23 protein-coding genes are annotated in these 24,077 nt (G+C 54.5%); 7 read left to right on the forward strand and 16 right to left on the reverse strand.

Going from position 1 to position 24,077, the window contains the following annotated elements:
* Positions 1-82 precede the first annotated feature (82 nt).
* From L3068_RS03670 to L3068_RS03685, 4 genes are all read left to right on the forward strand, one after another.
* Positions 83-1,009 carry an ABC transporter ATP-binding protein gene (locus L3068_RS03670; RefSeq protein WP_023332105.1) on the forward strand — a complete coding sequence of 309 codons (927 nt, stop codon included), beginning with the start codon at positions 83-85 and terminating at the stop codon, positions 1,007-1,009.
* A complete protein-coding gene (locus L3068_RS03675) occupies positions 1,006-1,776 on the forward strand; it encodes an ABC transporter permease (protein WP_014882588.1) in 771 nt (256 codons plus the stop codon). The genes L3068_RS03670 and L3068_RS03675 overlap by 4 nt, the downstream gene beginning before the upstream one ends.
* Positions 1,777-1,880: 104 nt before the next feature.
* Positions 1,881-2,321 carry a PTS sugar transporter subunit IIA gene (locus L3068_RS03680; protein ID WP_014882589.1) on the forward strand — a complete coding sequence of 147 codons (441 nt, stop codon included), beginning with the start codon at positions 1,881-1,883 and terminating at the stop codon, positions 2,319-2,321.
* Between the two features lie 63 nt (positions 2,322-2,384).
* Positions 2,385-3,632, forward strand: a complete 1,248-nt coding sequence (locus tag L3068_RS03685) for a polysaccharide deacetylase family protein (protein ID WP_014882590.1) — start codon at positions 2,385-2,387, stop codon at positions 3,630-3,632.
* Between the two features lie 2 nt (positions 3,633-3,634).
* Here the strand turns inward: L3068_RS03685 and L3068_RS03690 are convergent, their stop codons facing one another.
* The 16 genes from L3068_RS03690 to thpR all read right to left on the reverse strand — a co-directional run bounded on the left by L3068_RS03690 (position 3,635) and on the right by thpR (position 17,919).
* On the reverse strand, positions 3,635-4,711 hold the full coding sequence (locus tag L3068_RS03690) for a fimbrial protein (protein ID WP_181969308.1): 1,077 nt from the start codon (positions 4,709-4,711) through the stop codon (positions 3,635-3,637).
* Between the two features lie 25 nt (positions 4,712-4,736).
* Positions 4,737-5,339, reverse strand: coding sequence for a fimbrial-like protein (locus L3068_RS03695; RefSeq protein ID WP_059373155.1), 603 nt, complete (start codon positions 5,337-5,339; stop codon positions 4,737-4,739).
* Between the two features lie 13 nt (positions 5,340-5,352).
* Positions 5,353-5,916, reverse strand: coding sequence for a fimbrial protein (locus tag L3068_RS03700; protein ID WP_014882593.1), 564 nt, complete (start codon positions 5,914-5,916; stop codon positions 5,353-5,355).
* A gap of 25 nt (positions 5,917-5,941) precedes the next feature.
* Positions 5,942-6,514, reverse strand: coding sequence for a fimbrial protein (locus L3068_RS03705; protein WP_023332110.1), 573 nt, complete (start codon positions 6,512-6,514; stop codon positions 5,942-5,944).
* A gap of 23 nt (positions 6,515-6,537) precedes the next feature.
* The gene (locus tag L3068_RS03710) at positions 6,538-9,135 is read right to left on the reverse strand and encodes an outer membrane usher protein (RefSeq protein WP_117580925.1); all 2,598 of its coding nucleotides are present in this window, start codon (positions 9,133-9,135) and stop codon (positions 6,538-6,540) included.
* Positions 9,136-9,212: 77 nt separating this feature from the next.
* Positions 9,213-9,956: a fimbrial chaperone gene (locus tag L3068_RS03715; RefSeq protein ID WP_014882596.1), complete on the reverse strand. Its 744-nt coding sequence runs from the start codon at positions 9,954-9,956 to the stop codon at positions 9,213-9,215.
* 81 nt (positions 9,957-10,037) lie between these two features.
* Positions 10,038-10,649 carry a fimbrial protein gene (locus L3068_RS03720; RefSeq protein WP_023336764.1) on the reverse strand — a complete coding sequence of 204 codons (612 nt, stop codon included), beginning with the start codon at positions 10,647-10,649 and terminating at the stop codon, positions 10,038-10,040.
* A 333-nt stretch (positions 10,650-10,982) separates the two neighbouring features.
* Positions 10,983-11,363, reverse strand: coding sequence for an aspartate 1-decarboxylase (gene panD / locus L3068_RS03725; RefSeq protein ID WP_014882598.1), 381 nt, complete (start codon positions 11,361-11,363; stop codon positions 10,983-10,985).
* 32 nt (positions 11,364-11,395) lie between these two features.
* On the reverse strand, positions 11,396-12,247 hold the full coding sequence (panC, locus tag L3068_RS03730) for a pantoate--beta-alanine ligase (protein WP_014882599.1): 852 nt from the start codon (positions 12,245-12,247) through the stop codon (positions 11,396-11,398).
* Positions 12,248-12,258: 11 nt separating this feature from the next.
* Positions 12,259-13,050: a 3-methyl-2-oxobutanoate hydroxymethyltransferase gene (gene panB / locus L3068_RS03735; RefSeq protein ID WP_014882600.1), complete on the reverse strand. Its 792-nt coding sequence runs from the start codon at positions 13,048-13,050 to the stop codon at positions 12,259-12,261.
* Between the two features lie 121 nt (positions 13,051-13,171).
* A complete protein-coding gene (gene folK, locus L3068_RS03740) occupies positions 13,172-13,651 on the reverse strand; it encodes a 2-amino-4-hydroxy-6-hydroxymethyldihydropteridine diphosphokinase (RefSeq protein ID WP_014882601.1) in 480 nt (159 codons plus the stop codon).
* Positions 13,648-15,045: a polynucleotide adenylyltransferase PcnB gene (gene pcnB, locus L3068_RS03745; protein ID WP_072093610.1), complete on the reverse strand. Its 1,398-nt coding sequence runs from the start codon at positions 15,043-15,045 to the stop codon at positions 13,648-13,650. The genes folK and pcnB overlap by 4 nt, the downstream gene beginning before the upstream one ends.
* Positions 15,046-15,087: 42 nt before the next feature.
* Positions 15,088-15,978, reverse strand: a complete 891-nt coding sequence (gene gluQRS / locus L3068_RS03750; protein WP_047026705.1) for a tRNA glutamyl-Q(34) synthetase GluQRS — start codon at positions 15,976-15,978, stop codon at positions 15,088-15,090.
* A gap of 59 nt (positions 15,979-16,037) precedes the next feature.
* Positions 16,038-16,493: an RNA polymerase-binding protein DksA gene (gene dksA / locus L3068_RS03755; RefSeq protein ID WP_001155232.1), complete on the reverse strand. Its 456-nt coding sequence runs from the start codon at positions 16,491-16,493 to the stop codon at positions 16,038-16,040.
* A gap of 176 nt (positions 16,494-16,669) precedes the next feature.
* Positions 16,670-17,374: a DNA/RNA nuclease SfsA gene (gene sfsA, locus L3068_RS03760; RefSeq protein WP_014882604.1), complete on the reverse strand. Its 705-nt coding sequence runs from the start codon at positions 17,372-17,374 to the stop codon at positions 16,670-16,672.
* Entirely contained in the window at positions 17,374-17,919 is a 546-nt protein-coding gene (gene thpR, locus L3068_RS03765; RefSeq protein ID WP_032637482.1) for an RNA 2',3'-cyclic phosphodiesterase, read from the reverse strand. Before thpR ends, sfsA begins: the two co-directional genes overlap by 1 nt.
* Before the next feature lie 73 nt (positions 17,920-17,992).
* Between thpR and hrpB the strand changes: the two genes are divergently transcribed.
* The 3 genes from hrpB to L3068_RS03780 all read left to right on the forward strand — a co-directional run bounded on the left by hrpB (position 17,993) and on the right by L3068_RS03780 (position 24,047).
* Complete coding sequence (hrpB, locus tag L3068_RS03770) at positions 17,993-20,422, forward strand: ATP-dependent helicase HrpB (RefSeq protein WP_117580927.1); 2,430 nt, start codon at positions 17,993-17,995, stop codon at positions 20,420-20,422.
* A 182-nt stretch (positions 20,423-20,604) separates the two neighbouring features.
* The gene (gene mrcB, locus L3068_RS03775) at positions 20,605-23,130 is read left to right on the forward strand and encodes a bifunctional glycosyl transferase/transpeptidase (RefSeq protein WP_014882607.1); all 2,526 of its coding nucleotides are present in this window, start codon (positions 20,605-20,607) and stop codon (positions 23,128-23,130) included.
* Positions 23,131-23,474: 344 nt separating this feature from the next.
* Entirely contained in the window at positions 23,475-24,047 is a 573-nt protein-coding gene (locus L3068_RS03780) for a fimbrial protein (RefSeq protein WP_108444023.1), read from the forward strand.
* The last annotated feature ends 30 nt before the right edge of the window (positions 24,048-24,077 follow it).

Here is a 24,077-nt window from a genome sequence, read left to right on the forward strand (position 1 = left end):
AATTGCGTTGCGCTACTATAGGGTAACCCGACTTTTAATGAAACCACACAACGTGTGTAAGAACTGAAGGTAAGTTAAATTCATGGCAATTGCACTGGAGCTTGAGCAGCTTAAAAAAACCTATTCGGGTGGCGTTCAGGCGCTACGCGGGATAGATCTTAAAGTAGAGGCCGGGGATTTTTACGCGCTTCTGGGGCCGAATGGGGCAGGGAAATCTACCACCATCGGGATCATCAGCTCGCTGGTGAACAAAACCTCCGGCCGCGTTAGCGTGTTCGGATACGATCTGCAAAAAGATGTGGTTAACGCCAAACGCCAGCTGGGGCTGGTACCGCAGGAGTTCAACTTCAACCCGTTCGAGACGGTGCAGCAGATCGTCGTTAACCAGGCGGGTTATTACGGCGTTGAGCGCAAAGAGGCGCTGGAGCGCAGCGAAAAGTACCTGAAGCAGCTCGATCTGTGGGAAAAACGTAACGAACGTGCGCGGATGTTGTCCGGCGGGATGAAACGCCGCCTGATGATTGCCCGTGCGCTGATGCATGAGCCAAAACTGCTGATCCTCGATGAACCGACCGCGGGTGTGGATATCGAACTGCGCCGCTCGATGTGGGGCTTCCTGAAGGATCTGAACGATAAAGGCACCACCATTATTCTGACTACCCACTATCTGGAAGAGGCTGAAATGCTGTGCCGCAACATCGGCATCATTCAGCACGGCGAGCTGGTGGAAAACACTTCGATGAAAAACCTGCTTTCCAAGCTGAAATCAGAAACCTTTATCCTCGACCTGGCGGCAAAAAGCCCGCTGCCGAAGCTGGAAGGGTACCAGTATCGTCTGGTGGATACCTCGACGCTGGAAGTGGAAGTGCTGCGCGAGCAGGGGATCAACAGCGTGTTCTCTCAGCTGAGCGCGCAGGGGATTCAGGTTTTAAGTATGCGTAACAAAGCGAACCGACTGGAAGAGCTGTTTGTCTCTCTGGTGCAGGATAAACAAGGAGACAAGGCATGACGCATCTTTATTGGGTCGCGCTGAAAAGCATCTGGGCGAAAGAGATTAACCGCTTTATGCGTATCTGGGTGCAAACCCTCGTGCCACCGGTGATCACCATGACGCTCTATTTCATCATCTTCGGTAATCTGATTGGTTCCCGGATTGGTGAGATGCACGGTTTTACCTATATGCAATTTATCGTGCCGGGTCTGATCATGATGGCGGTGATCACCAACGCCTACGCGAATGTGGCGTCGTCGTTCTTTAGCGCCAAATTCCAGCGCAATATTGAAGAGCTGCTGGTGGCACCCGTGCCGACGCATGTGATTATCGCCGGGTACGTGGGCGGCGGCGTAGCGCGCGGTTTGTGCGTGGGGATCCTGGTGACGTCGATTTCGCTGTTCTTCGTCCCGTTCCAGGTCCACTCCTGGCTATTTGTCGCGCTGACGCTGCTTCTGACGGCAATCCTGTTCTCGCTGGCCGGTCTGCTGAACGCGGTATTTGCCAAAACGTTTGACGACATCAGCCTGATCCCGACCTTCGTGCTGACGCCGCTCACCTACCTCGGCGGGGTCTTCTACTCCCTGACGCTGCTACCGCCCTTCTGGCAGGCGCTGTCGCACCTGAACCCGATCGTCTACATGATCAGCGGCTTCCGCTTTGGCTTCCTCGGTATTACCGATGTACCGTTGTTTACGACGGTGGCGGTGCTGGGGGTATTCATTGTCGCGTTCTACCTGCTGTGCTGGTATCTGATTCAGCGCGGTCGCGGTCTTCGCAGCTAACCTTTTGCCCGGCGACGCTCTGTTTGCCGGGCGCTTTCTTTGACAGTTATCACCGTAAGCTAACCTTCACTCCGCTAAACTACTTGCCTGCTAAGGAGAGAGTTATGCTGGGATGGGTTATCACCTGCCACGATGAACAGGCGCAGGAAATGCTGGACAAGCTTGAGGCCAGATTGGGTCCGCTGGTGCAATGCCGGGCGGTTAACTACTGGCGTGGGTTAAGCACCAACATGCTCAGCCGGATGATGTGCGATGCGCTGCATGAAACAGACACCGGTGACGGGGTAATTTTTCTGACGGATAAATCAGGCGCTGCACCTTATCGGGCCGCCGCGTTGCTGAGCCACAAGCATGATAATTGTGAAGTGATCTCCGGTATCAGTCTGCCTTTACTCGAAGCCATGTATCCTCTTCGCGCCTCATTAAGCAGCGCGGAGTTTCGTCACGCCATTGTGGGGGAGGGCATGCCTGGTGTGAGCAGCTTGTGGCACCAGCAGCAGAAGAACCCGCCTTTCGTTCTGCTTCACGATCTGTATAAACATTAAACATTGGTATTGATGTCGCTTTTGCTACAATAGCGACTGATTTTCCGTGTCGATTTATATCCTATGTTCATGCGCGTTATCTTTATCCTTTTGCTGCTGGTGTCCGGTGGGGCGTCTGCCAGCCTGGTGAGTCAGCAAGGTCTCCCTGCTCACTATATGCAAACCACTGAGGATGCAGCCATCTGGGCCCAGGTGGGTAACGACGTGGTTAACGTGGGCAATGTGCGCGCCGGGCAGATCCTCGCGGTCTTTCCCGCCGCGGCGGATTATTATGAATTTCGCTTCGGATTCGGCACGGGGTTTATTGATAAAGCGCACCTTGAAAACGTGCAGGGCAAGCAGCGTGTAGAGGACAGTCTGGGCGATCTGAATAAGCCGCTCAGTAACCAAAACCTCATCACCTGGAAAGATACGCCCGTCTATAACGCGCCCAGTAGCGGAAGTGCGCCCTTTGGCACCCTTAGCGCCAACCTGCGTTACCCCATTCTGAATAAGCTCAAAGACCGTCTGAATCAGACGTGGTATCAAATCCGCATTGGCAATCGCCTGGCGTGGATCAGCAGCCTGGATGCGCAGGAAGATAACGGCATCCCGGTTCTCACCTACCACCATATTCTGCGCGACGAAGAAAACACCCGTTTTCGCCATACCTCCACGACCACCAGCGTACGTGCGTTCAGCAACCAGATGACCTGGCTTCGCGATCAGGGATACGCGACGCTGACGATGTACCAGCTGGAAGGCTACGTGCGTAACAAGATGAACCTGCCCGCGAAGGCGGTGGTGATTACGTTTGACGATGGGCTGAAGTCGGTGAGCCGTTACGCTTACCCGGTTTTGAAAGAATATGGCTTCAACGCGACCGCGTTTATTATTTCGTCACGCATCAAAGGTCATCCGCAGAAGTGGGACCCAAAATCGCTGCAGTTTATGAGCGTTCAGGAAATTAAGGGCATACAGGACGTGTTCGACATTCAGTCTCACACTCACTTCCTGCATCGCGTGGATGGGTATAAACACCCGATTTTATTGAGCCGCAGCTATCACGTGATCCTGTTCGATTTTGAACGTTCCCGCCGTGCACTGTCGCAGTTCAACCCGCGCGTGCTGTACCTTTCTTACCCGTTTGGCGGCTATGACAATAAAGCGATCAAGGCAGCGAACGATGCCGGTTTTCATCTGGCGGTAACGACGGTGAAGGGGAAGGTCAAGCCGGGGGATAATCCGTTCTTACTGAAACGCCTCTATATCTTAAGAACGGATTCGCTGGAGACGATGTCGCGGCTGATCAGCAATCAGCCGCAGGGGTAGGATTAATCGTAGGAGATGGTGAACACGCCGGAGGCGCTAAACGCGCCGGGGGTGATCATGCTGCCATCTGCGATCAGTTGGGCCACGAAGTTTATCTGCGTCGACGTGGGGACGCCTGTTTCCGTCATAACATATGACGAGTTCGCATCATTGGGAATAAGCTGCGAGTTTCCATTGTTATACAAGATCTTCACGCCCGCACCTTGCGCCCCTGTTGAAAGCGTATTGCCGAGAAGGTCATGGTCTATACCCGTCAGTTTGGTTGTCGTGAGCTTAGTGGTATATTGCGCCACGCTGGTGCAGTCGTTGAAATTTATGCTAAAAGGCACGTCCTTGACGCGCTTGTATCTGATGTCGGAAACAAAATAATCTCCCAGATCCACCGTGTGCGTGCCGTTACCCAGCATGACGATATCACAGGTAGGCAATACGATAGGTACCTGGAATGAGTTCTCGTCCACTGTGAACGTCCAGGGCTTGTTATTGCTGTCCGCAGGATCGCCTATCGACATTTTCCCCAGAGTACCCGGTTTCGGTTTTATGACGGTTTCCCTGTTCGGGTTACCCTGGTAGTCATAACCGACGTAGAGGTATACGAAAGTGTTAATCCATCTGTCCTGTATAGGGGTATTTTGCCCCCATGCTGCAGTGGTATACCAGCCGGAAGTATTCGTTCCAAATAGGCCGCCGATTCCAGTGTCGGAGGTTTTTACCTTCACGCTGTAATAGATGCCGGGGATATTGGTCGCAAACATGCCCTCGTTGTACTTGCTGCCTGCCAGTAGTTCAGGGCTGGTTTGCGCCATCAGATTGTAACCGTCATTCCCGGGGCCACAATGTATCTGGATGCCCGGCGTGATGTTAACGGTAAAGATTTCATTGATATACGCCCCCTGATCGGGTAAGCGAATTGTTGCCCCCGAGTATTCAGAGTTGACCAGTTTTGTTGTACCGCCATAGCCATCACCCATTCGGCATTCTGCTGCCCAACCTGACTGGCAAAAAGAGAAAAGCAGGCCGGTTAAGGCAACCTTCGCAGCACCGTTAATAAGGGGGCTGTGTGTGAATTCTTTGAACATTCTCATCCATTTCCTGTTCTGGTTATTATTCATAAGTAACGTCAACGCGTATTTTGCTGGTCACCGTCCCGCCAGTAACAACGCCTGTGTTTTGATATCTGACGTAGAATTCATAATCCGTTATATATGCAGAACCCTCACCACTCACGTCGTAAACGACTTTTGACGTTCCGTCGTTATTTAATACGTTGGCTTTATTTTTTCCGGAAAAAATCACCACGCCGACGTTTCTCGCCGTTCCTGCAGCACTATCATCGCTTTTAAATACCTGGTTTTGTCCCGGCCAGAATCCTGATTGAGGAGAGAAGCTGAAATTCAGCTTTGCAGGGTTGCCGCTTTCACCATAGCAGTCATCGACATGAATCTTAAAAGGTGTGCCGCCTGCATCATCGCCAGGAACATAGCGATCGCTACCATCAGCGTTATAAAACCAACTACGTATAACCGTGGGGAGATAGATTTCTCCTCCATTATCAACGGTTACCTTACAACTGCTATTAACAATGTTGGCGGTAATGTTCGTATCCAGGCCTGAATTTGCCCGGCCTACGTCAGGTAAAAGCCCACCAGCCAGGCCGACAAGCAACACAAGACCGGGCTGGCGAAAGAGAATCGGTAATTGTTGCATGACAATTCCTGTATTACTGATAGGTTACGGTGAAAGTCACAGGCGCAGTTACCGAGCCTGTACCCACATCAGCGATGGTCTTATCCTTCGCGATCACGATACGGGAGTTCATCGGGAACTCACCCACGCCGCTGGTGATGGTAACCGCCTGCGCTGCGGGGGGCGTCTTACAGTTCAGTTGAAGGCCGGAATCTACCGCGCCAGACCAGAGCTCAAAGGCGGTGTTCTGGCCGGCGGCATAAGCGTCACCGTCCAGGTTATTACCTGAGCATGAGCCGCCTGTACCGGACGCCGCAGACACCATGGCTTTTTTCACGCCAGCGCAGCCCGTGAATGAGATTTTCAGCGGTTCTACGCGACTTTTGTTTTCCAGATCAGCTTTATACACATCACCAAAGTTCACCTCAGTGGCATCCGCGCCCGCGCTGTTGGTCACTTTCGCCGTACAGGTGCCAGCGGTGATGGTTGACTGGACGGTTAGCTTTGCGCTGGGGGTGCCTGTAATCGCTGCATTTGCCGTGCCGGTAGCGAAAAGGGCAGCAACGGACAGGGCGAGTAAAGTTGAGTTAAATTTCATTTGAGTGCTCCGTTATCTGCACAAATCATTCGTAGCTGAATTCAAACGTCACTATGGCTTCGAAATCGCCTGTGGTCATTTTGCCGGTTTGGGTTTCTTTCAGGGTCGCCACCAGGGGGATTTCCTTGCTGGTGATTTCCGCCGCGGACCAGACCAGACGCTGAGCATCGTTGGTTGAGTTAATGGTGAACGGTGCGTCCGGGGCGGATGCACGGGCAATGGTGACGGCTGCATAATCTGCACCGCCGCTGGCGGTCGTTTTCGAGTTACTTACGCCCGTTAACAGATCGGTGTTCTGCGTACCCTTCACCGTGGTTTTCAGGTCGCTCAGCGAGGACGGACATTCAACGATGGCCAGCTTGAATTCAGCTGTCGCTGTACCGGCCTGCACCTGGTCGAGACGGATTTTGCCCTGTGAGTCTCCGATTTTAAGCGTCTGCTCGGTATTGGAACCTGAGCCGCCAACCAGCTTCATATCACAGGTCGTTTCACGAAGGTTGGCGGTAAAGTTAACCGTAAGATCGGTACTGTGTGCCGTCCCTGAAAGCGTCAGCGCTGTCATGACAATGACAGACAGGCTGAGAAGCATCTTTTTCATATGATTTCTCTTAATTTCCCGAATTACATTTCACATGTTTGGTTATTGAGGAGGGTAATGAGCCCGGCTTTCTCTAAATCGGGTTTCAGCTGATAGCGCACTGTGCAGGAACCGTCCTTGTCACCGCTCCAGACCACGCGGAGCACGCCGCTGTTCTCGATACCGCGAACATAGGCCTGACCGGCCTGGCCCACGGAACCCACCGATTCATTTTTTTCATTCAGCACGTCAGCGCCCAGCGGAATAAAGCCGTTATCGTTACGCTTAAGCTCAAGAACGACCGAACGTCCTTCGTCGGTTTCAAAATTCACCAGCACGACAGAACCGCTGCGCGGTACGGTGGTGGTGGTGGTATTTTTCACTTCAACGTCGTTTTCGAGGGTCCTGATATCCAGCGAAACCCGGTTTTCCCGATACGCGGACATATACGGCAGAATGCCGTAGCCGGAGTCGTCAATTGTGCCTGCGCCGTAGCCCACACCCGCGCCCTTCGCACCGCTGGCCTTGACTACCGCGATGGCATCGTTATCGCCAATGCTGCCCGGTGCGAAGGCGATACCGCCCGCGTGTGCGACCATCCCGCCGCTGTAAGAGGCGGAGAACTGCTTGCTATTGTCGTCACCAAACGAGGCGGAAACGCCGAGCGGACCATAGCTGCTATTTAGCGAGCTATAACCACTGATTTGGTTCAGGTTGCCGTAGTTACCGCTGCTGGACGACGTACTGACGGAGTAGCTGACCTTGTTATCCTGAGTGTTGCCACTCGCGGAGCTGTTGAAGTTAGTACCGCCTTTAAGATCGGAACGCAGGCCCATGTTGACGTTCGAGAACCCAGCTAAACGCGAGTTGTCCTGCGAGAAGACGCTCAGCGGCACGCTCAGGCTGAGGTAAACGCTGTCATCCTGTTGACCGCGCTGGTCGTAAGTCCGCTGTAACGACAGGCTATAGCTACCGTAGGCGAAGCTGTTGTTGTAGCCCACGTTGTAGTTAGAGTTAGAGCCTTCCCCGTTCCAGTAATCTTGCCAGGTTCCGCTGACGTACAGTGAACCGTAATCCTTTTCAGCCGCCCTCAGAGGCTGGTTAAGGCTGATTTGGATCTGGTTTTTAGTACGCTGGTAGTCATCGTAAAGAGCCGTATTTGACTCATAGCTACGGTTGGCATAGTTCTGCTGTTTGATGCTGTTACGCAGTTGCGCGGCATCGTTCAGGCTCAGATAGTCTTCGGTAGAGAAGCGATAGGCCGCCACGTTGAACGAGGTGTTCGTGGCTTCAATGCGCTTACTGTATGTCAGACGATAACTCTGCCCACTGCGCGTACCCAGGTCTTCGATATCCGCGTGCGACTGGGTGATGTCCAGTGCGAAAGCACTGATGGGGGTGTTCATTGCCAGGCCGAGGATGCCTGCATAGAAGTCCATGTCGGTGTACTGGGCGCCAGCATAGCCCGTGAAGGTATTGTTGAGGCCGTAGTAGAGCGTACCGTAGCCTACCTGGGGCTTGTCGATCAGCGAGTCGTCGTTCAGTTCACCCATGCCAACGTCCCAGCGTGAGGATCCAGGGCGTAGCATCTGGGTCACGGACGAGAACGGCACCGTGAACGTGCGCTTGCTGCCGTCCGCCTCTTCAATGGTGACCAGCAGATCGTTACCGTAGCCCGTGGTGCTCAAATCGTTGATCTCAAACGCGCCCGGCGGCACTGAGGTCTCATAAATTTTATTGCCGCTCTGCGTGACGCTGACTTTGGCATTGCTGTTTGCCACGCCGCGAATCACCGGTGCATACCCCGTCGAACCGTTTGGCAGCATACGTTCGTCGCTATACAGACGTGTTCCGCGCAGGCTCAAGGAGTCGAAGGCTTCTCCGTTGGTAAAGGAGTCACCGAGTACCCATTGCGCGTCAAGAGAGGTGATGTCACGCTGAAGATAAATATCCTGGCTGCTGTAGTGCGTGCCGTTGTCTTTATCCCAGTTCAGACTGCCGCGCGATCGCAGGCGCCATGGCCCCATGTTGAGACCATAGCGCAGGCCCGCATAGGCGCTTTCAGAGGTTGAACCGCTGTTTTCGCTGTGCCAGCCGTTGAGATCGTAAGACAGAAGCGCCGCCGGAATGCCGTTATCCCAAAGGGACGGGTCGACATAGCCTAACGGGCGCTTAACCACGTAAATTTGCGGGAAGTTGAGGTTCAACACCTGCTTAGCACTGTCGTAGTTGACCGACGCTTCAGGATAGAATTTTTTTACATCGATGCAGGTCTCGTTGTCGTCGTCGTCCAGCTCGTCTCCGAGTGCGCGGGTATCCACACCGGACTGCGAGAGCAAAAGCCTCGTAATACAGGGTGTCGCGCGCGGCGTCCCGTTATCTTTAAAGATAATGTCAACCGTCGATTTTAACGTGCCGTTTAAATTGACCCTGGTACGGTACGTACCCGGCGCCACCGGGTTACCATGCGCAAAGCGGCTTACGTCAATATTTGTGCTTCTTGAGAGAAGAAACTGTTCGTTAAATTCGACCGCATCTTCGTTTTCCTGCGCGGTGTCATTAGCTGCGTGACTGTCTGCACAAACATGTAAGGGGAATGCCGTGCCGATCGCAAGGCATAAAAGAGAACGTCGGAACACCATGGCACATCCATTTATCAGTGCGGATAAACATATCCGCAGAGCTCATGCTATCTATTGTTATGTTGTCGGGTGGCAAATTACTTCAACGTGGTTTCGTGGTTGTCGACCCCACCGTTATCGTTAATTGTTTCGTATGCCACTTTGCCGGTTGTGGTGGTGGTTAATCCTTTGACCAGCATGGCTTTCTCGCTGAAAGGCAGAACAGACTGGTGGGCTACCTCATAGGTCTTTTGGCCCGACTTAAGTTTGACCATTGAAATCGCTACGTTGTACGGGGACTCGTTATGGGCGACGAGGCTGACGCCGTTGCCGTCTTTCTTCATGGTCCAGGTGACATGGTCGGCGGCTTCCAGCGCTGAGCCTTTCAGTCCGTCTGGACGGAAAAAGAATTTAATGCGGGTGCGGAATGCCAGCTGAAGCTGGTTTGTATTTTCGGCGTTGGCATTTTTAGGTTTTGGCGGAATTTCTAATACGTTAAACCAGAACAACGATTCGCGGTCTTTTGGCAGCGACTGACCCATGTAGGTGATGCGCAAAGACTGACCTTGCTTAGGGTCGATACGTGAAACTGGCGGGGTGATCACGAACGGGAGCTTAAGTTCTTCCGGGCTTTTTTCGTCGCGACCGTCGTCCAGCCAGGACTGAACCAGCAGAGGTTTTGCACCACGGTTATCCAGGTTAACGATGACGTCTTTTGATGACTCAGGGTAAACAATGCGGGTGCCGGAAATAACAATATCGGCACTGGCGTGTGATGCTGAAAATAAAACAGCAGTAAACAGCGCGGTCTTTAATCCTTTAATTACGGATGCGTTAAACATAATTTTTCCACTTCCTGTTGGAATGATAAGAATAATCCCCCAGAAGCGGGGGATTATTTAAAACCTGCAAAACAAAGAGGTTTATTCGTAGTTCATGGTGAAGGCAACTTGTGCCTGCACGGTACCGGCGGATACTGGGTTAGTGGTTTGATCCCAACCCTGGCCCTGGGTATAAGCTACTTTGTAGTACAGCTTAGCCGCGCCGCTTGTATCAACAGTGGCCTGCTGAGTGTTGTTAGTCTGGTCGATTTTCACCAGATCGGTTTTGGTGTTGCCATCGTTGCTCAGTACGAGGTTAACGTTCTTCGCAGAACCCTGAGCGTTTGCTGGTGGAACCAGCAGGCCGCCTTCGGTAGAAGTAGAACCCGCCCAGGAATTGAACTGTGCAGATGCTTTAGCCACGGTAGCAGTATCACAACCGGTCAGCGCCAGGTTGAATTTTTTCTGGCCCAGGGTGCTGGTAGTACCCAGTGCAGTGGTGCCAAAATCAGCAACAGATACGGTGTCCAGGGTGACATCGAAATCGTTACCACTCTGGTCAATTTTCTGATCCAGGGAAACTTTACAAGTGGTGTTAGACACCATGCCGTGGAAAGTAATCGTACCTGTGTCACCTGGAACAGCTGCAACTGCGGAACCTGCGCTCAGAGCCAGTGCAATTGCCATACCCATGCTAACTTTTTTAAAAGACATACCAATATCCATATTTTGAAGTTAAAACATTTAAATCAATAATTTTTTTTGGAGCTATTGATTTAAAATCTGAAATGTTATTTCGTGGCGGATTCTAGAGATTTATTTGGGATAAGACTAGTCAACGGGGGTGATTAAAACTGCAGGTTGGTTTAAGTTTTTCTTAATGGGTGGGAATTATGATTTGGGAATTATATAATATAATTCTCTGAGATTTCTTTGGTTATTTATTTAAATCCTATTAAATGCGCTATAATTGATCGTGGCTTGCACAAAAAAGACTGGACTCATTTTGATAGTGAATGGGATAAAAATGAGTCCAGGGAAAAGAAATCAGGCGACCTGAACAGGAATAGCTTTTGCCGTGCGCTTCATTTCGTTATCGCCTTCAAAATAGGCCACTTTGGGCTGCCAGCGACGCGCTTCTTCGTCAGACATCATCACGAAGCTGGCGATGATCACGATATCGCCCACCTCTGCGCAGTGTGCTGCCGCGCCGTTGACGGAGATGATTTTGGACCCGCGTTCGGCGGCAATTGCATAGGTAGAGAAGCGTTTGCCGTTATTGACGTTCCAGATATCGATCGCTTCGTTCTCAAGAATACCCGCCGCGTCGAGGAAATCCTGGTCAATGGCGCAGGAGCCTTCATAGTGCAGGTCTGCCTGAGTCACTTTCACACGGTGAAGCTTACCTTGCAGCATTTTGCGAATCATTACGTTTACCTTTCATCTTCCGGGTAGAAAAACTACGCCAGCTCAACCACTTTGTTGTCAATCAGGCGAGCCTGGCCAAGCCATGCCGCCACCAGAATTACCGCACGTTTGCTTGTCTCTGCAAGTTCGAGCAGCGTATCAGCATCGCGGATTTGTACATCGTCAGCCCGGAGACCTTTGTCGTTCAGCGCCTGTTCCGCAAGAGCAATAATCTCTTCTGCGGTTAATGCTTTCGCCAGAAGCTGTTCTGCCATGCTGTTCATGACCTTGCTTAACGCGGGGGCGATTTTACGCTGCTCGGCGGTCAAATAGCCATTGCGGGAGCTGAGCGCCAGCCCGTCTTTAGCGCGCACGATCGGCACGCCTACAATCTCAATATCATATCCCATGTCCGCCACCATTTTGCGGATCAGCGCCAGCTGCTGGAAATCTTTCTCGCCGAAGCAGGCGATATCCGGCTGCACCAGGTTAAACAATTTGCTGACGATGGTGGAGACGCCGCGGAAATGGCCCGGACGGCTGGCGCCTTCCAGCATGGTCGAAATTCCCGGAACGTCCACGTAGGTTGCTTCGCCGGTTCCCTGAGGATAAACGTCTGCCGGAGACGGCGCGAAAACAATGTCCGCCTGACGCTTTTTGAGCTTCTCGCAGTCTTCCTGCAGGGTACGCGGGTAGCGCGCCAGGTCGTCTGCGCGGTCAAACTGCATGGGGTTTACGAAGATACTGACCACCACGATATCTGCACGGGCTCTTGCTTCGTCGACAAGCTTCATATGGCCGTCATGCAGGTTGCCCATGGTCGGGACCAGTGCGATACGTTTACCTTCCTGACGCGCGCGACGGATGTGTTGGCGAAGCAGCGGCAGGGTTTCAATGATTAGCACAACGAGACTCCTTAATGGAAACTGTGTTCTTCACCCGGGTAAACACCGGATTCAACGTCGGCAATATACTGCCTGACCGCGGCGCGCATGTCGCCCGCTTCGGTAAGGAAATTTTTCGCAAATTTCGGGATATGCCCACCGGTAATACCAAAGGCGTCGTGCATCACTAAAATTTGCCCGTCGGTCACGTTGCCAGCACCAATACCAATCACCGGAATCGACAGCGCTTCAGTGATACGTTTCGCCAGTTCAACAGGCACGCACTCCAGTACCAGCAATTGCGCGCCTGCAGCTTCCAGCGCCAGGGCATCATCAAACAGCGTCTGTGCCGCATCGCCACGGCCCTGCACCTTGTAGCCGCCAAAGATGTTGACGGACTGCGGCGTCAGGCCCAGATGGCCGCACACCGGCACGGCGCGTTCGGTGAGCATCTTCACCGTATCCACCAGCCAGGCACCGCCTTCAATTTTGACCATATTGGCCCCGGCACGCATGACCGCCGCCGCGTTTTCGAATGCCTGCTCCGGTGTGGCATAGGCCATAAACGGCAGATCGGAAAGCAGGAGGCAGGCTGGCGCACCGCGGCGCACGGCGCGGGTATGGTAAGCAATATCCTCAACCGTGACCGGCAGGGTGGAATCATGTCCTTGTACCGTCATCCCTAACGAATCTCCGACCAGCATGACGTTGATACCCTCTTCGGCAAACAGTTTGGCGAAGCTGTAGTCATATGCGGTGATGGTGGCGAAGCGTTTTTTTTCCTGTTTGCATTTCTGCAGTAAGGAGATGGTGGTTGGTTTCATACTGTTTCCTGATAGCCCAAAGCGAATCTTTGCGCATTCTAACAGTAACATTCCGGGGAACAATGATTTTAGGCAACCGATTAACCACAATTATTTAGCGGCCAACCGGTGGGGGAGAGGTTTACCAGCGAGCGGGTTTTTCCGCGTTCAGGTTGTCCAGAACGGTCTTTAACGAGGTACCGTCCGGGAAGGTGATATCGGGGGCGACTTCAAAGAGCGGCCAGAGCATAAATCCGCGATTTTTCATATCATAATGCGGTACGGTGAGGCGATCGGTATGAATCACCTCCTGGCCAAACAGCATGATGTCGAGATCGAGGGTGCGCGGTCCCCAGCGTTCGGCTTTGCGCACGCGGCCCTGCTGGAGCTCAATGCGCTGGGTGTTATCCAGCAGCGCTTCTGCATCAAGGGCTGTTTCCAGCACCACGGCAGCGTTCAGGTAATCAGGCTGATCCTGTGGGCCGAGCGGCGGGGTACGATAAAACGACGAGACGGCGACGATCCGGCTTTGCGGAATCTCGCCCAGCGCCTTTACGGCAGCGTTAACCTGCTCCAGCGGAGAGGCTAAGTTACTGCCGATGGCGATACAGGCGAGTGTCATGCTGAACCTTCACGACGCGGCGCACGTTTGCGCGGACGACGATGACGGCGACGCGGTGCGGGCTCTTCATCCAGCCCGGTCAGCATATCCTTCTGTTCCGGCGGAGCGGAAACCTGGAATTCAGCCCACCACTGCGCCAGACGCTGCAGCTCCTGATTGCGTTCAATTTCCGCACGCAGGGACAGCAGATCGAACGCGGCGCGGAACTTTGGATGTTCCATCAGTTTCCAGGCGCGTTTACCCTGGCGGCGGGACATGCGCAGCTGAAGCTGCCAGATGTCGCGCACCAGCGTGGTAATACGTTTCGGGATCGCCAGCGTACGGCACCCTTCGTCCAGCACGTCGTTTGCGGCCAGCGCAAAGGCATCGTAATAGGCCAGGCCGCTCTCCTGAGTAATTCTTTGCGCGGTTTCCAGCAGGGGATACCAGAACATCGCCGCAAACAGGAATGCCGGGTTCACGCGCATGTCATTCTGGATGCGGGTGTCGGTATTTTTCAGCACCTGCGCAATCATGCGCTCCATCGGGCTGTCACCGTTTTCGGTGAAGTAGCGCGTAATGGTCGGGAACAGCGGCTGGAACAGGTTGTATTCGCGCAGCAGCTTGTAGGTTTCAAACCCGTAGCCAGCCTGCAATAGCTTCAGCGCTTCTTCAAACAGACGGGCAGGCGGCACGTCGTTGATCAGCGTCGCCAGACGCGGGATCGGCTCTGCCGTCTCCGGGCTGATGCGCATGTTGAGCTTGGCGGCGAAACGCACGGCACGCAACATACGCACAGGATCTTCGCGATAACGCGTTTCTGGCGTGCCGATCAGGCGGATCAGGCCCTCTTTCAGGTCCTGCATACCGCCCACGTAATCACGCACGGTGAAATCCGCCACGCTGTAATAGAGACTGTTGATGGTGAAGTCGCGGCGCTGGGCATCTTCTTCGATAGAACCGAAAATATTGTCACGCAGCAACATACCGTTCTGGCCGCGCTGGGAGGTCGTGCGATCGGATGCGCCCGCTTCGTGGTGGCCGCGGAAGGTCGCCACTTCGATAATTTCTGGCCCAAACATGACGTGAGCAAGACGGAAACGGCGGCCAACAAGACGACAGTTACGGAATAATTTGCGCACCTGCTCAGGCGTGGCGCTGGTCGTCACGTCGAAATCTTTTGGTTTTTTGCCCAGCAGTAAATCACGCACCCCACCGCCAACGAGATAGGCCTCGTAGCCCGCTTTATTCAGACGATAGAGCACCTTGAGGGCATTTTCACTGATATCTTTGCGGGAAATAGTGTGCTGCTCACGCGGAATAACCGACATGTGTGGCTGTGCAATAGCATCGTTCGCCATGCTCTCTTCGCGGCTTAGCACTTTACGGCAAAAATTAGCGACTCGGGTAAAAATGGTACACCTCGTAGTGTGTTTTGTTATGAAAAAAGCGGCTAATCATAGCTCAGCGCAACGCATTTGAGAATGCTGGATTTTTGGCACCGCCGTGAGCGTCCATTGCGCGATGGCCATTTTCAGCAGTTCGTCAATACGCAGATCCTGCCATTCGTGGGTTACATTTTGGTTGAGAAATCGCAGCGCGTCGATCAAAACAGGACGCGGATCGCCGTCTGGCAGGGCTGGGGCGTGGTTTTGCTTGGACAGTTTAATGCCCTGCGCATTGACCGCCAGCGGCAAATGAAGATAACCCGGTACCGTCCAGCCAAACTGCTGATACAGCGATATTTGCCGCACGGTAGGTTCGACCAGGTCTGCCCCACGCACAATTTCCGTGACGCCCTGGAAATGGTCGTCGACGACAACGGCCAGGTTATAAGCAAACAGACCATCACGACGGTGAATAATAAAATCTTCGCGCGCCAGACGTTCATCGGCACGGATCTCGCCGGAGAGCAGATCGTGGAAACGGGTGACGGGCGCACGTTGCAGCAGGCGCACGGCGGCGTTCTCCGGGGAATGATTGAGCGTACGGCAGTGCCCGTCATAGACGCCGCCAACGCTCTGGATACGCGCGCGGGTGCAGGTGCAGTTGTAGGAAAGCCCTTGCTCAGCGAGCCAGGCCAGACGCTCCCGATACGCCTCGTGGCGTTTTGATTGCCAGAGAACCTCGCCGTCCCAGTGCAGGCCGTAATGTTCCAGCTGACGCAGTATGGTCTCTGCAGCACCGGGAACTTCACGCGGCGGGTCAATATCTTCTATGCGGACGAGCCATTTGCCCTGGCTGGCGCGAGCCTGCAGGTAGCTGCCGAGCGCGGCAATTAATGAGCCGAAGTGTAATTCACCGGAGGGAGATGGCGCGAAGCGCCCGATATAGTGTGATTCAGACATATCAACGTTAACAAGGCGGGAGAGACTCCCGCCTTTGGAGTGGGTAAACAGCGCTGGTATTAACCGGCCATCTGTTTTTCGCGGATTTCGGCCAGCGTTTTACAGTCGATGCACAGATCGGCGGTTGGACGCGCTTCCAGGCGACGAATACCGATTTCAACACCGCACGATTCGCAGTAGCCAAAATCTTCGTCTTCGACTTTTTTCAGCGTTTTCTCGATCTTTTTGATCAGTTTGCGTTCGCGGTCACGGTTACGCAGTTCGAGGCTGAACTCTTCTTCCTGAGCGGCACGGTCTACCGGATCCGGGAAGTTTGCAGCTTCATCCTGCATATGCGTAACGGTGCGATCGACTTCATCCCTGAGTTGATTACGCCATGCTTCAAGAATACGCTTGAAGTGCGACAGCTGGGCTTCGTTCATATACTCTTCGCCCGGTTTCTCTTGATACGGCTCCACCCCAGCGATGGCGAGAATACTCAGGGACGATGTTTTACGGTTTTGCCCTTCTTGCATGTTGCTTCTCCTTAACACGCACTATCGATCCCCGTGTTGGGGGAAAAATCAGGTCGCTATAAATAGCAGATGCTTTTCCGTATGGCAATTATCTAAACGTAACACTTGACAAGCCTGTGAGGAAAAGCGTATTTGCGCACGCGGCCAGAACACATAATCATCAATCGTCTAATCCCTTATAAGACAATGGGAAGAGAGGATCTCAGAGTCATATTATCGGCAGAAAGTTCCGCCTTATAAGCGAAAACCTCTACCCCCTGCTTTTGTGCCTCATTCAACAATTGCGCGTATTTAGGGTCAATATGGCGGGCAGGTGAGAACCGTTCAATGGCTGAATGCAGTACCGCAAACAGCAGTACGGCGCGTTTGCCCGCCGCCGCAACACTCATTAGCTCCCGCAGGTGCTTCTGTCCACGTAGCGTAACCGCATCCGGGAAGTAGCCATTTTCCTGTTCCGCTAACGTCACTGATTTTACTTCAATATAGCACTCCGGCCTGTCTTCCGCCTGTAACATGAAGTCAATTCTGCTGCTTTCATCGCCATATTTCACTTCACTTTTATGCGTACCATAACCCACCAGTTCGGGAATAGTGCCATGGGTCAGCGCTTCCTTAACCAGTTGATTGGCGCGCAGGGTATTAACGCAAATAAATGCCCCACTTTGTGTCTCAGTTATTTCCCAGGTATGGGGATATTTGCGTTTAGTATTTTCTGAAGTGGAATACCAGACCGTGTCACCCGGCGTGGCGCAACCGGTCATGGCTCCGGTGTTGGGGCAGTGCAGAGTGAGCGTTTCCCCCTCAGGTGTCACCACGTCGGCGAGGAAGCGTTTGTAGCGTTGGATCAGCGTGGCGGGCTGGAGTGCAGGGCTAAACTTCATCAGGATTCCTTCATCGTGTCGCCCAGCGTCCAGCGCTGTAGCGGCGTATAGCGTGTGCGTCCTTGAGCAAAGACAGATTCATAAAGCGCGAATGCATTGACCGGGAAAGCCCAGTGAAAACCCGGGGCCGGGAGGGCAACGGCCTGACCGGCATCGCGCAGCAGCGTGATATGCGGATGAAATGGCTGCGGGCTCTGATAACAGCCGCTGCGCGCCGCCTGCGCGCGCAGCATATTTGCCAGCTGCAATAATCCGCGCGGTGGCTGGCGCGTGCCCAGCCAGACCACGCGCGAACGTAGCCATTGTCCTGCATCGTCGAGGTGCAGCGTAAACGGCGGCTGAGAAATCCGCCCGGCCATGGCGGCTAACGCCCGCTGTTTCCCGGCACTCACGTCGCCCAGGAATGCCAGCGTCAGATGCAGGTTCGCGGCTGAAACGGGCCGACCTGCTTCCGGTGGAAAATGTTCAGCGCGCCAGCGAACGATTTGCCGCTGAACAGGGGCGGGCAGCTCAATGGCAAAAAACAGTCGTTTTGACTCAGACATACGGGGGACTCGGTAATGATATGCGCCGATGCTACAATGTACGCCGACTAATGTTAACCCTCTGGAGCTGTTAGTGTCCTCATTGCCGGTCGCCGTCGTCCTTCCCGAGCTTCTTGCCGCCTTACGCCACGCCCCGCAGGTTTTGCTTAACGCGCCTACGGGGGCGGGCAAATCCACCTGGCTGCCGCTACAGATCCTCAAAGAAGGGAAGATTGCCGGAAAAATCATCCTGCTGGAGCCGCGCAGGCTCGCCGCACGCAACGTGGCGCAGCGTCTGGCGGAACTGCTGAACGAAAAACCGGGCGAAACGGTAGGTTATCGGATGCGTGCCGAAACCTGCGTTGGCCCGTCCACGCGCCTTGAAGTGGTTACCGAGGGCATGCTCACCCGCATGCTGCAAAACGATCCGGAACTGACCGGCGTGGGGCTGGTGATTCTGGATGAATTCCACGAACGCAGCCTGCAGGCGGATCTGGCCCTGGCGCTGTTGCTGGACGTCCAGCAGGGGCTGCGCGACGACCTACGGCTGCTCATTATGTCGGCGACGCTGGATAACGCGCGGCTGCAGCAGACGCTGCCTGATGCCCCAGTGATTGCCTCCGAAGGTCGTGCATTCCCGGTGGAGCGGCGCTATCAGCCGCTACCTGCCCATCAGCGTTTTGACGAAGCGGTGGCTGTCGCCACGGCTGAACTGCTTCGTCAGGAGCCGGGGTCGCTGCTGCTATTTTTACCCGGTGTGGGAGAAATCCAGCGCGTACAGGAGCAACTGGCATCACGGGTGAGTAGCGACATTATTCTGTGTCCGCTCTATGGCGCGCTGTCGCTGGCCGACCAGCGTAAAGCGATCCTTCCCGCCCCGGCGGGGCAGCGCAAAGTGGTGCTGGCGACCAATATCGCGGAAACCAGTTTGACCATCGAAGGCATTCGCCTGGTGGTGGATAGCGCCCAGGAGAGGGTGGCCAGTTTTGACCCGCGCACCGGGCTGACTAAGCTGCTCACGCAGCGCATCAGCCAGGCGTCGATGATCCAGCGTGCGGGCCGTGCCGGGCGTCTTGCGCCGGGCATTTGTCTGCATTTGATCAGCGCGGAGCAAGCTGAGCGTGCCGCACAGCAAAGCACGCCAGAAATTTTACAAAGTGATTTGTCTGGCCTGGTGATGGATCTCCTGCAATGGGGCTGTCCTGACCCTGCCCAGCTCACATGGCTCAACCCTCCGCCAGCGGTTAACCTCACGGCGGCGCGCAGCCTGCTGACTCAGCTTGGCGCGCTGGAAGGCGAGCGTCTGACGGCGCGCGGGCAGAAAATGGCGGCGCTGGGTAACGATCCGCGTCTGGCTGCCATGCTGGTGGCCGCGCAAGGGAACGATGAAATTGCCACGGCGGCCAGGCTGGCGGCTATCCTTGAGGAGCCGCCGCGCGGTGGCAGTAGCGATCTGGTACAGGCATTTTCGCGTAATCAGGGGAACTGGCAGCAGCGGGCGCAGCAGCTGGCCAAACGCCTGAATAGCCGGGGCGGTTCACCTGACAGCGATAAAATTGCCTCCCTGCTGTCAGAAGCCTTCCCGGACAGAATTGCCCGCCGCCGCGGGCTGGACGGGCGCTATCAGCTGGCAAACGGCATGGGGGCGATGCTGGACAGCGATGATGCGTTAACGCGTCACGAATGGCTGATTGCCCCGCTTTTGCTTCAGGGGAGCCACTCTCCTGACGCACGTATTTTACAGGCGTTTGCCGTAGACATTGATGCGCTGACCCGCGCTTGTCCGCAGCTGCTGCAGCAGTCCGATATCGTGGAATGGGATGAGACTCAGGGCACGCTAAAGGCGTTTCGCCGCAGTCAGATTGGCAAACTGACGCTCGGGACGAAACCGCTGGCGAAGCCGTCAGAAGAAGAGTTACACCAGGCGATGCTGAACGGCATCCGGGAAAAAGGGCTGAGCGTACTGAACTGGACGCCGGAAGCTGAACAGTATCGTATACGCCTGCACTGCGCCGCGAAGTGGCTGCCGGAACACGGCTGGCCAGCGGTGGATGATGAGACGCTGCTGGCTACGCTTGAGCACTGGCTACTGCCGCAAATGAGCGGCGTACACTCCTTGCGTGCGCTCAAGGCACTTGATGTTAAGACCGCGTTACAGAATTTACTGGACTGGTCATTACGTCAACGTCTGGATAGTGAGCTGCCTGGGCATTACACTGTGCCCACCGGGAGCCGGATTGCCATTCGTTATCATGAGGATAATCCTCCGGCGCTGGCGGTACGGATGCAGGAGATGTTTGGTGAAGCCACCACACCGTCCATCGCAGAAGGGCGTGTGCCGTTGGTGCTTGAGCTGCTGTCGCCTGCGCAGCGTCCGCTGCAGATCACCTGCGATCTGGGCGCGTTCTGGGCGGGAAGTTACCGGGACGTGCAGAAAGAGATGAAAGGGCGCTATCCCAAACACGTCTGGCCGGACGATCCGGCGAACACGGCGCCGACACGGCGGACGAAGAAGTATTCGTGAATCAGGGGAAGAGGGGAGTGCGGCATGGATTGTGCGGCCTGGATTGTGCGGCCTGATGCCCTCACCCCGGCCCTCTCCCACGGGGAGAGGGAGAAAACTAATTTTGAGAGATTTCTTCTTTCACAGGTCAGTGGAAGAAATGAGAATCGGGCCTTTGCGCCTGAACGTTGCGGAGAAAAAGCATGGCGGGGAATGACCGCGAGCCAATAGGACGTAAGGGAAAACCCACGCGTCCGGCGAAAGAAAAGGTAAGCCGTCGTCGCCTCAGAGATGAGGACTATGACGATGACTATGAAGACGATTATGAGGATGAAGAACCGATGCCGCGTAAAGGAAAAGGCAAAGGGCGCAAGCCTCGGGGCAAACGCGGCTGGTTCTGGCTGCTGCTGAAGCTGTTCATTGTTTTTGTTGTGCTGATGGCGATTTACGGCGTTTATCTGGATCAGAAGATCCGCAGCCGTATCGACGGTAAAGTCTGGCAGTTACCTGCGGCAGTGTATGGCCGTATGGTGAACCTTGAGCCAGATATGTCCATCAGTAAGAACGAGATGGTGAAACTGCTGGAAGCGACCCAGTATCGTCAGGTGTCGAAGATGACGCGCCCTGGCGAATTTACCGTTCAGGCGAAAAGCATTGAGATGATCCGCCGTCCGTTCGACTTCCCGGACAGCAAAGAGGGGCAGGTGCGCGCGCGTCTGACCTTTGACGGCGATCGTCTGGATACCATCGAGAACATGGATAACAACCGTCAGTTCGGTTTCTTCCGTCTCGATCCGCGTCTGATCACCATGCTCTCGTCGGCTAACGGCGAGCAGCGCCTGTTTGTAGCGCGTAACGGCTTCCCGGATCTGCTGGTGGATACGCTGCTGGCAACCGAGGACCGTCACTTCTACGAGCACGACGGCATCAGCCTTTACTCTATCGGCCGTGCGGTACTGGCGAACCTGACCGCGGGTCGTACCGTGCAGGGGGCGAGTACGCTGACTCAGCAGCTGGTGAAGAACCTGTTCCTCTCCAGCGAACGCTCCTACTGGCGTAAAGCCAACGAAGCGTACATGGCCGTGCTGATGGATGCGCGTTACAGCAAGGATCGTATTCTTGAACTGTACATGAACGAGGTTTACCTCGGTCAGAGCGGCGATAACGAAATCCGCGGCTTCCCGCTGGCAAGCCTGTACTACTTTGGCCGCCCGGTGGAAGAGCTGAGCCTGGACCAGCAGGCATTGCTGGTGGGCATGGTGAAAGGGGCGTCCATCTACAACCCGTGGCGTAACCCGAAACTGGCGCTGGAGCGTCGTAACCTGGTCCTGCGTCTGCTGCAACAACAGCAGGTGATCGATCAGGAACTGTACGACATGCTGAGCGCGCGTCCGCTTGGCGTGCAGCCGCGCGGTGGGGTGATCTCTCCTCAGCCTGCGTTTATGCAAATGGTGCGTCAGGAGCTGCAAAGCAAGCTCGGTGATAAGGTCAAAGATCTCTCCGGCGTGAAGATCTTCACCACCTTTGACTCCGTGGCCCAGGATGCAGCAGAAAAAGCCGCGGTGGAAGGTATTCCGGCACTGAAGAAACAGCGCAAGCTGAGCGATCTGGAAACCGCCATGGTGGTGGTTGACCGCAACACCGGCGAAGTACGCGCGATGGTGGGCGGTGCCGAGCCGCAGTATGCGGGCTATAACCGTGCCATGCAGGCGCGTCGTTCGATTGGTTCTCTGGCAAAACCGGCGACCTATCTCACCGCCCTGAGTCAGCCGAATCTGTATCGTCTGAACACCTGGATTGCCGATGCGCCAATCTCACTGCGTCAGCCTAACGGTCAGGTCTGGTCCCCGCAGAACGATGATAAACAGTTCAGCGGCCAGGTTATGCTGGTGGATGCGTTGACCCGTTCCATGAACGTCCCCACGGTTAACCTCGGTATGGCGCTGGGCCTGCCTGCGATTGTCGACACCTGGCAGAAACTGGGCGTGTCGAAAGATCAGCTGCATCCGGTTCCGGCGATGATTCTGGGGGCACTTAACCTGACGCCGATCGAAGTGGCACAGGCGTTCCAGACCATTGCCAGCGGCGGTAACCGTGCGCCGCTTTCGGCCCTGCGCTCGGTGATTGCCGAGGATGGATCCGTGCTGTATCAGAGCTTCCCACAGGCAGAACGTGCGGTGCCTGCGCAGGCGGCCTATATGACGCTGTGGACCATGCAGCAGGTTGTGCAGCGCGGTACTGGCCGTCAGCTGGGGGCGAAATATCCGGGTCTGCATCTGGCAGGTAAAACCGGGACCACCAACAACAACGTCGATACCTGGTTTGCCGGTATTGATGGCCGTGAAGTGGTGATCACCTGGGTAGGCCGTGATAACAACCAGCCAACCAAGCTGTACGGTGCAAGCGGGGCGATGTCGATTTACCAGCGCTATCTGGCGAATCAGTCTCCGGTGCCGCTGAACCTGGTTGCGCCGGAAGATATCGTCGATATGGGCGTGGACGGTTCCGGTAACTTTGTTTGCGGCGGTGGGATGCGTACCCTGCCGGTCTGGACCACCAATCCGGACTCCCTCTGCCAGCAGAGCCAGCCTGAACAGCCAACGGGCAACCCGTTCGATCAATCTTCTCAGCCTCAGCAGCCGCAGCAACAACAGCCGCAGCAGCAGAATGAGAAGAAAGACAGCGATGGCGTAGCCGGCTGGATTAAGGACATGTTTGGCGGGAATTAATTAATTCCCTGAATAAAAGGCCGCTTTATTTTAAAGCGGCCTTTTTTATTGTTTACAGTCCGCAATCCTTTAAAAAAAGTTAATTCAAAATTAAGAATTCCTAAGATTCATTATTTTTTATTTAAAACATAGTCTTGTGCGCCATTATGTGCAGGAGGTTTTTAGGCTATCTGGACACTGGTAAGAATGATCTGATTTAATCGCCTCAAGGAATCACAGGCTTTCCTGAAACATGGCTGGGTTAATTACCCCTGTATGAGTGATATGAGCGCTTAAATAACATTCTGACGCACAGTATTGGGGCGGGAATGGATGACTGCATCGATATATATAAGGATATGATTATGAGTAAGTATGTTCTTTCTTCATTTTTGGCTGCAAGCATAATGGCAGCGCTGTCTCTGCCAGCATTTGCCGGAAACGATTCTGGCACGGTGAACTTTGCCGGGAAAGTGGTGGCCGACACCTGTGAAATTAATGTTGATGGCTCCGGTACGACCTCGTCAACCGTCACGTTCCCCGATACCTATGCGTCGGACTTTGGCACTGATGGCGCAGTGGGCACCAGCAAAACGTTTAATATTGAAGTGAAAAAATGTGACCCGCTGGTTGCCAAACTCAACCTAAAATTCAGCGGAACGACAACGGATGCCGCGCATAAACGTCTGAAGAACGACCTCAGCGGCGCCGGTAATGCCACCAACGTTGGCATCATCGTCAGCAATGAAAACGGCACGAAAGACGATGTGGTATTTGATGGCTCCCTGCCTTCGACGGGAACGGATGTGGCTAATGATGCGACGGGGGCAACTGCGTCGGTCTTTAGCTATATCGCGAAGGTGATTCAGATTGGTGATAGTGCACCCACCGCTGGCCGCTATTCTTCTTCGGCAACTTTCGAGGTTGTCTATCGCTAAGTCATTACTGGCAGCCTTTATGGCTGCCTT

Origin of the sequence: Enterobacter cloacae complex sp. ECL414, assembly GCF_021869685.1 — a bacterium.
Lineage (GTDB): Bacteria > Pseudomonadota > Gammaproteobacteria > Enterobacterales > Enterobacteriaceae > Enterobacter > Enterobacter kobei.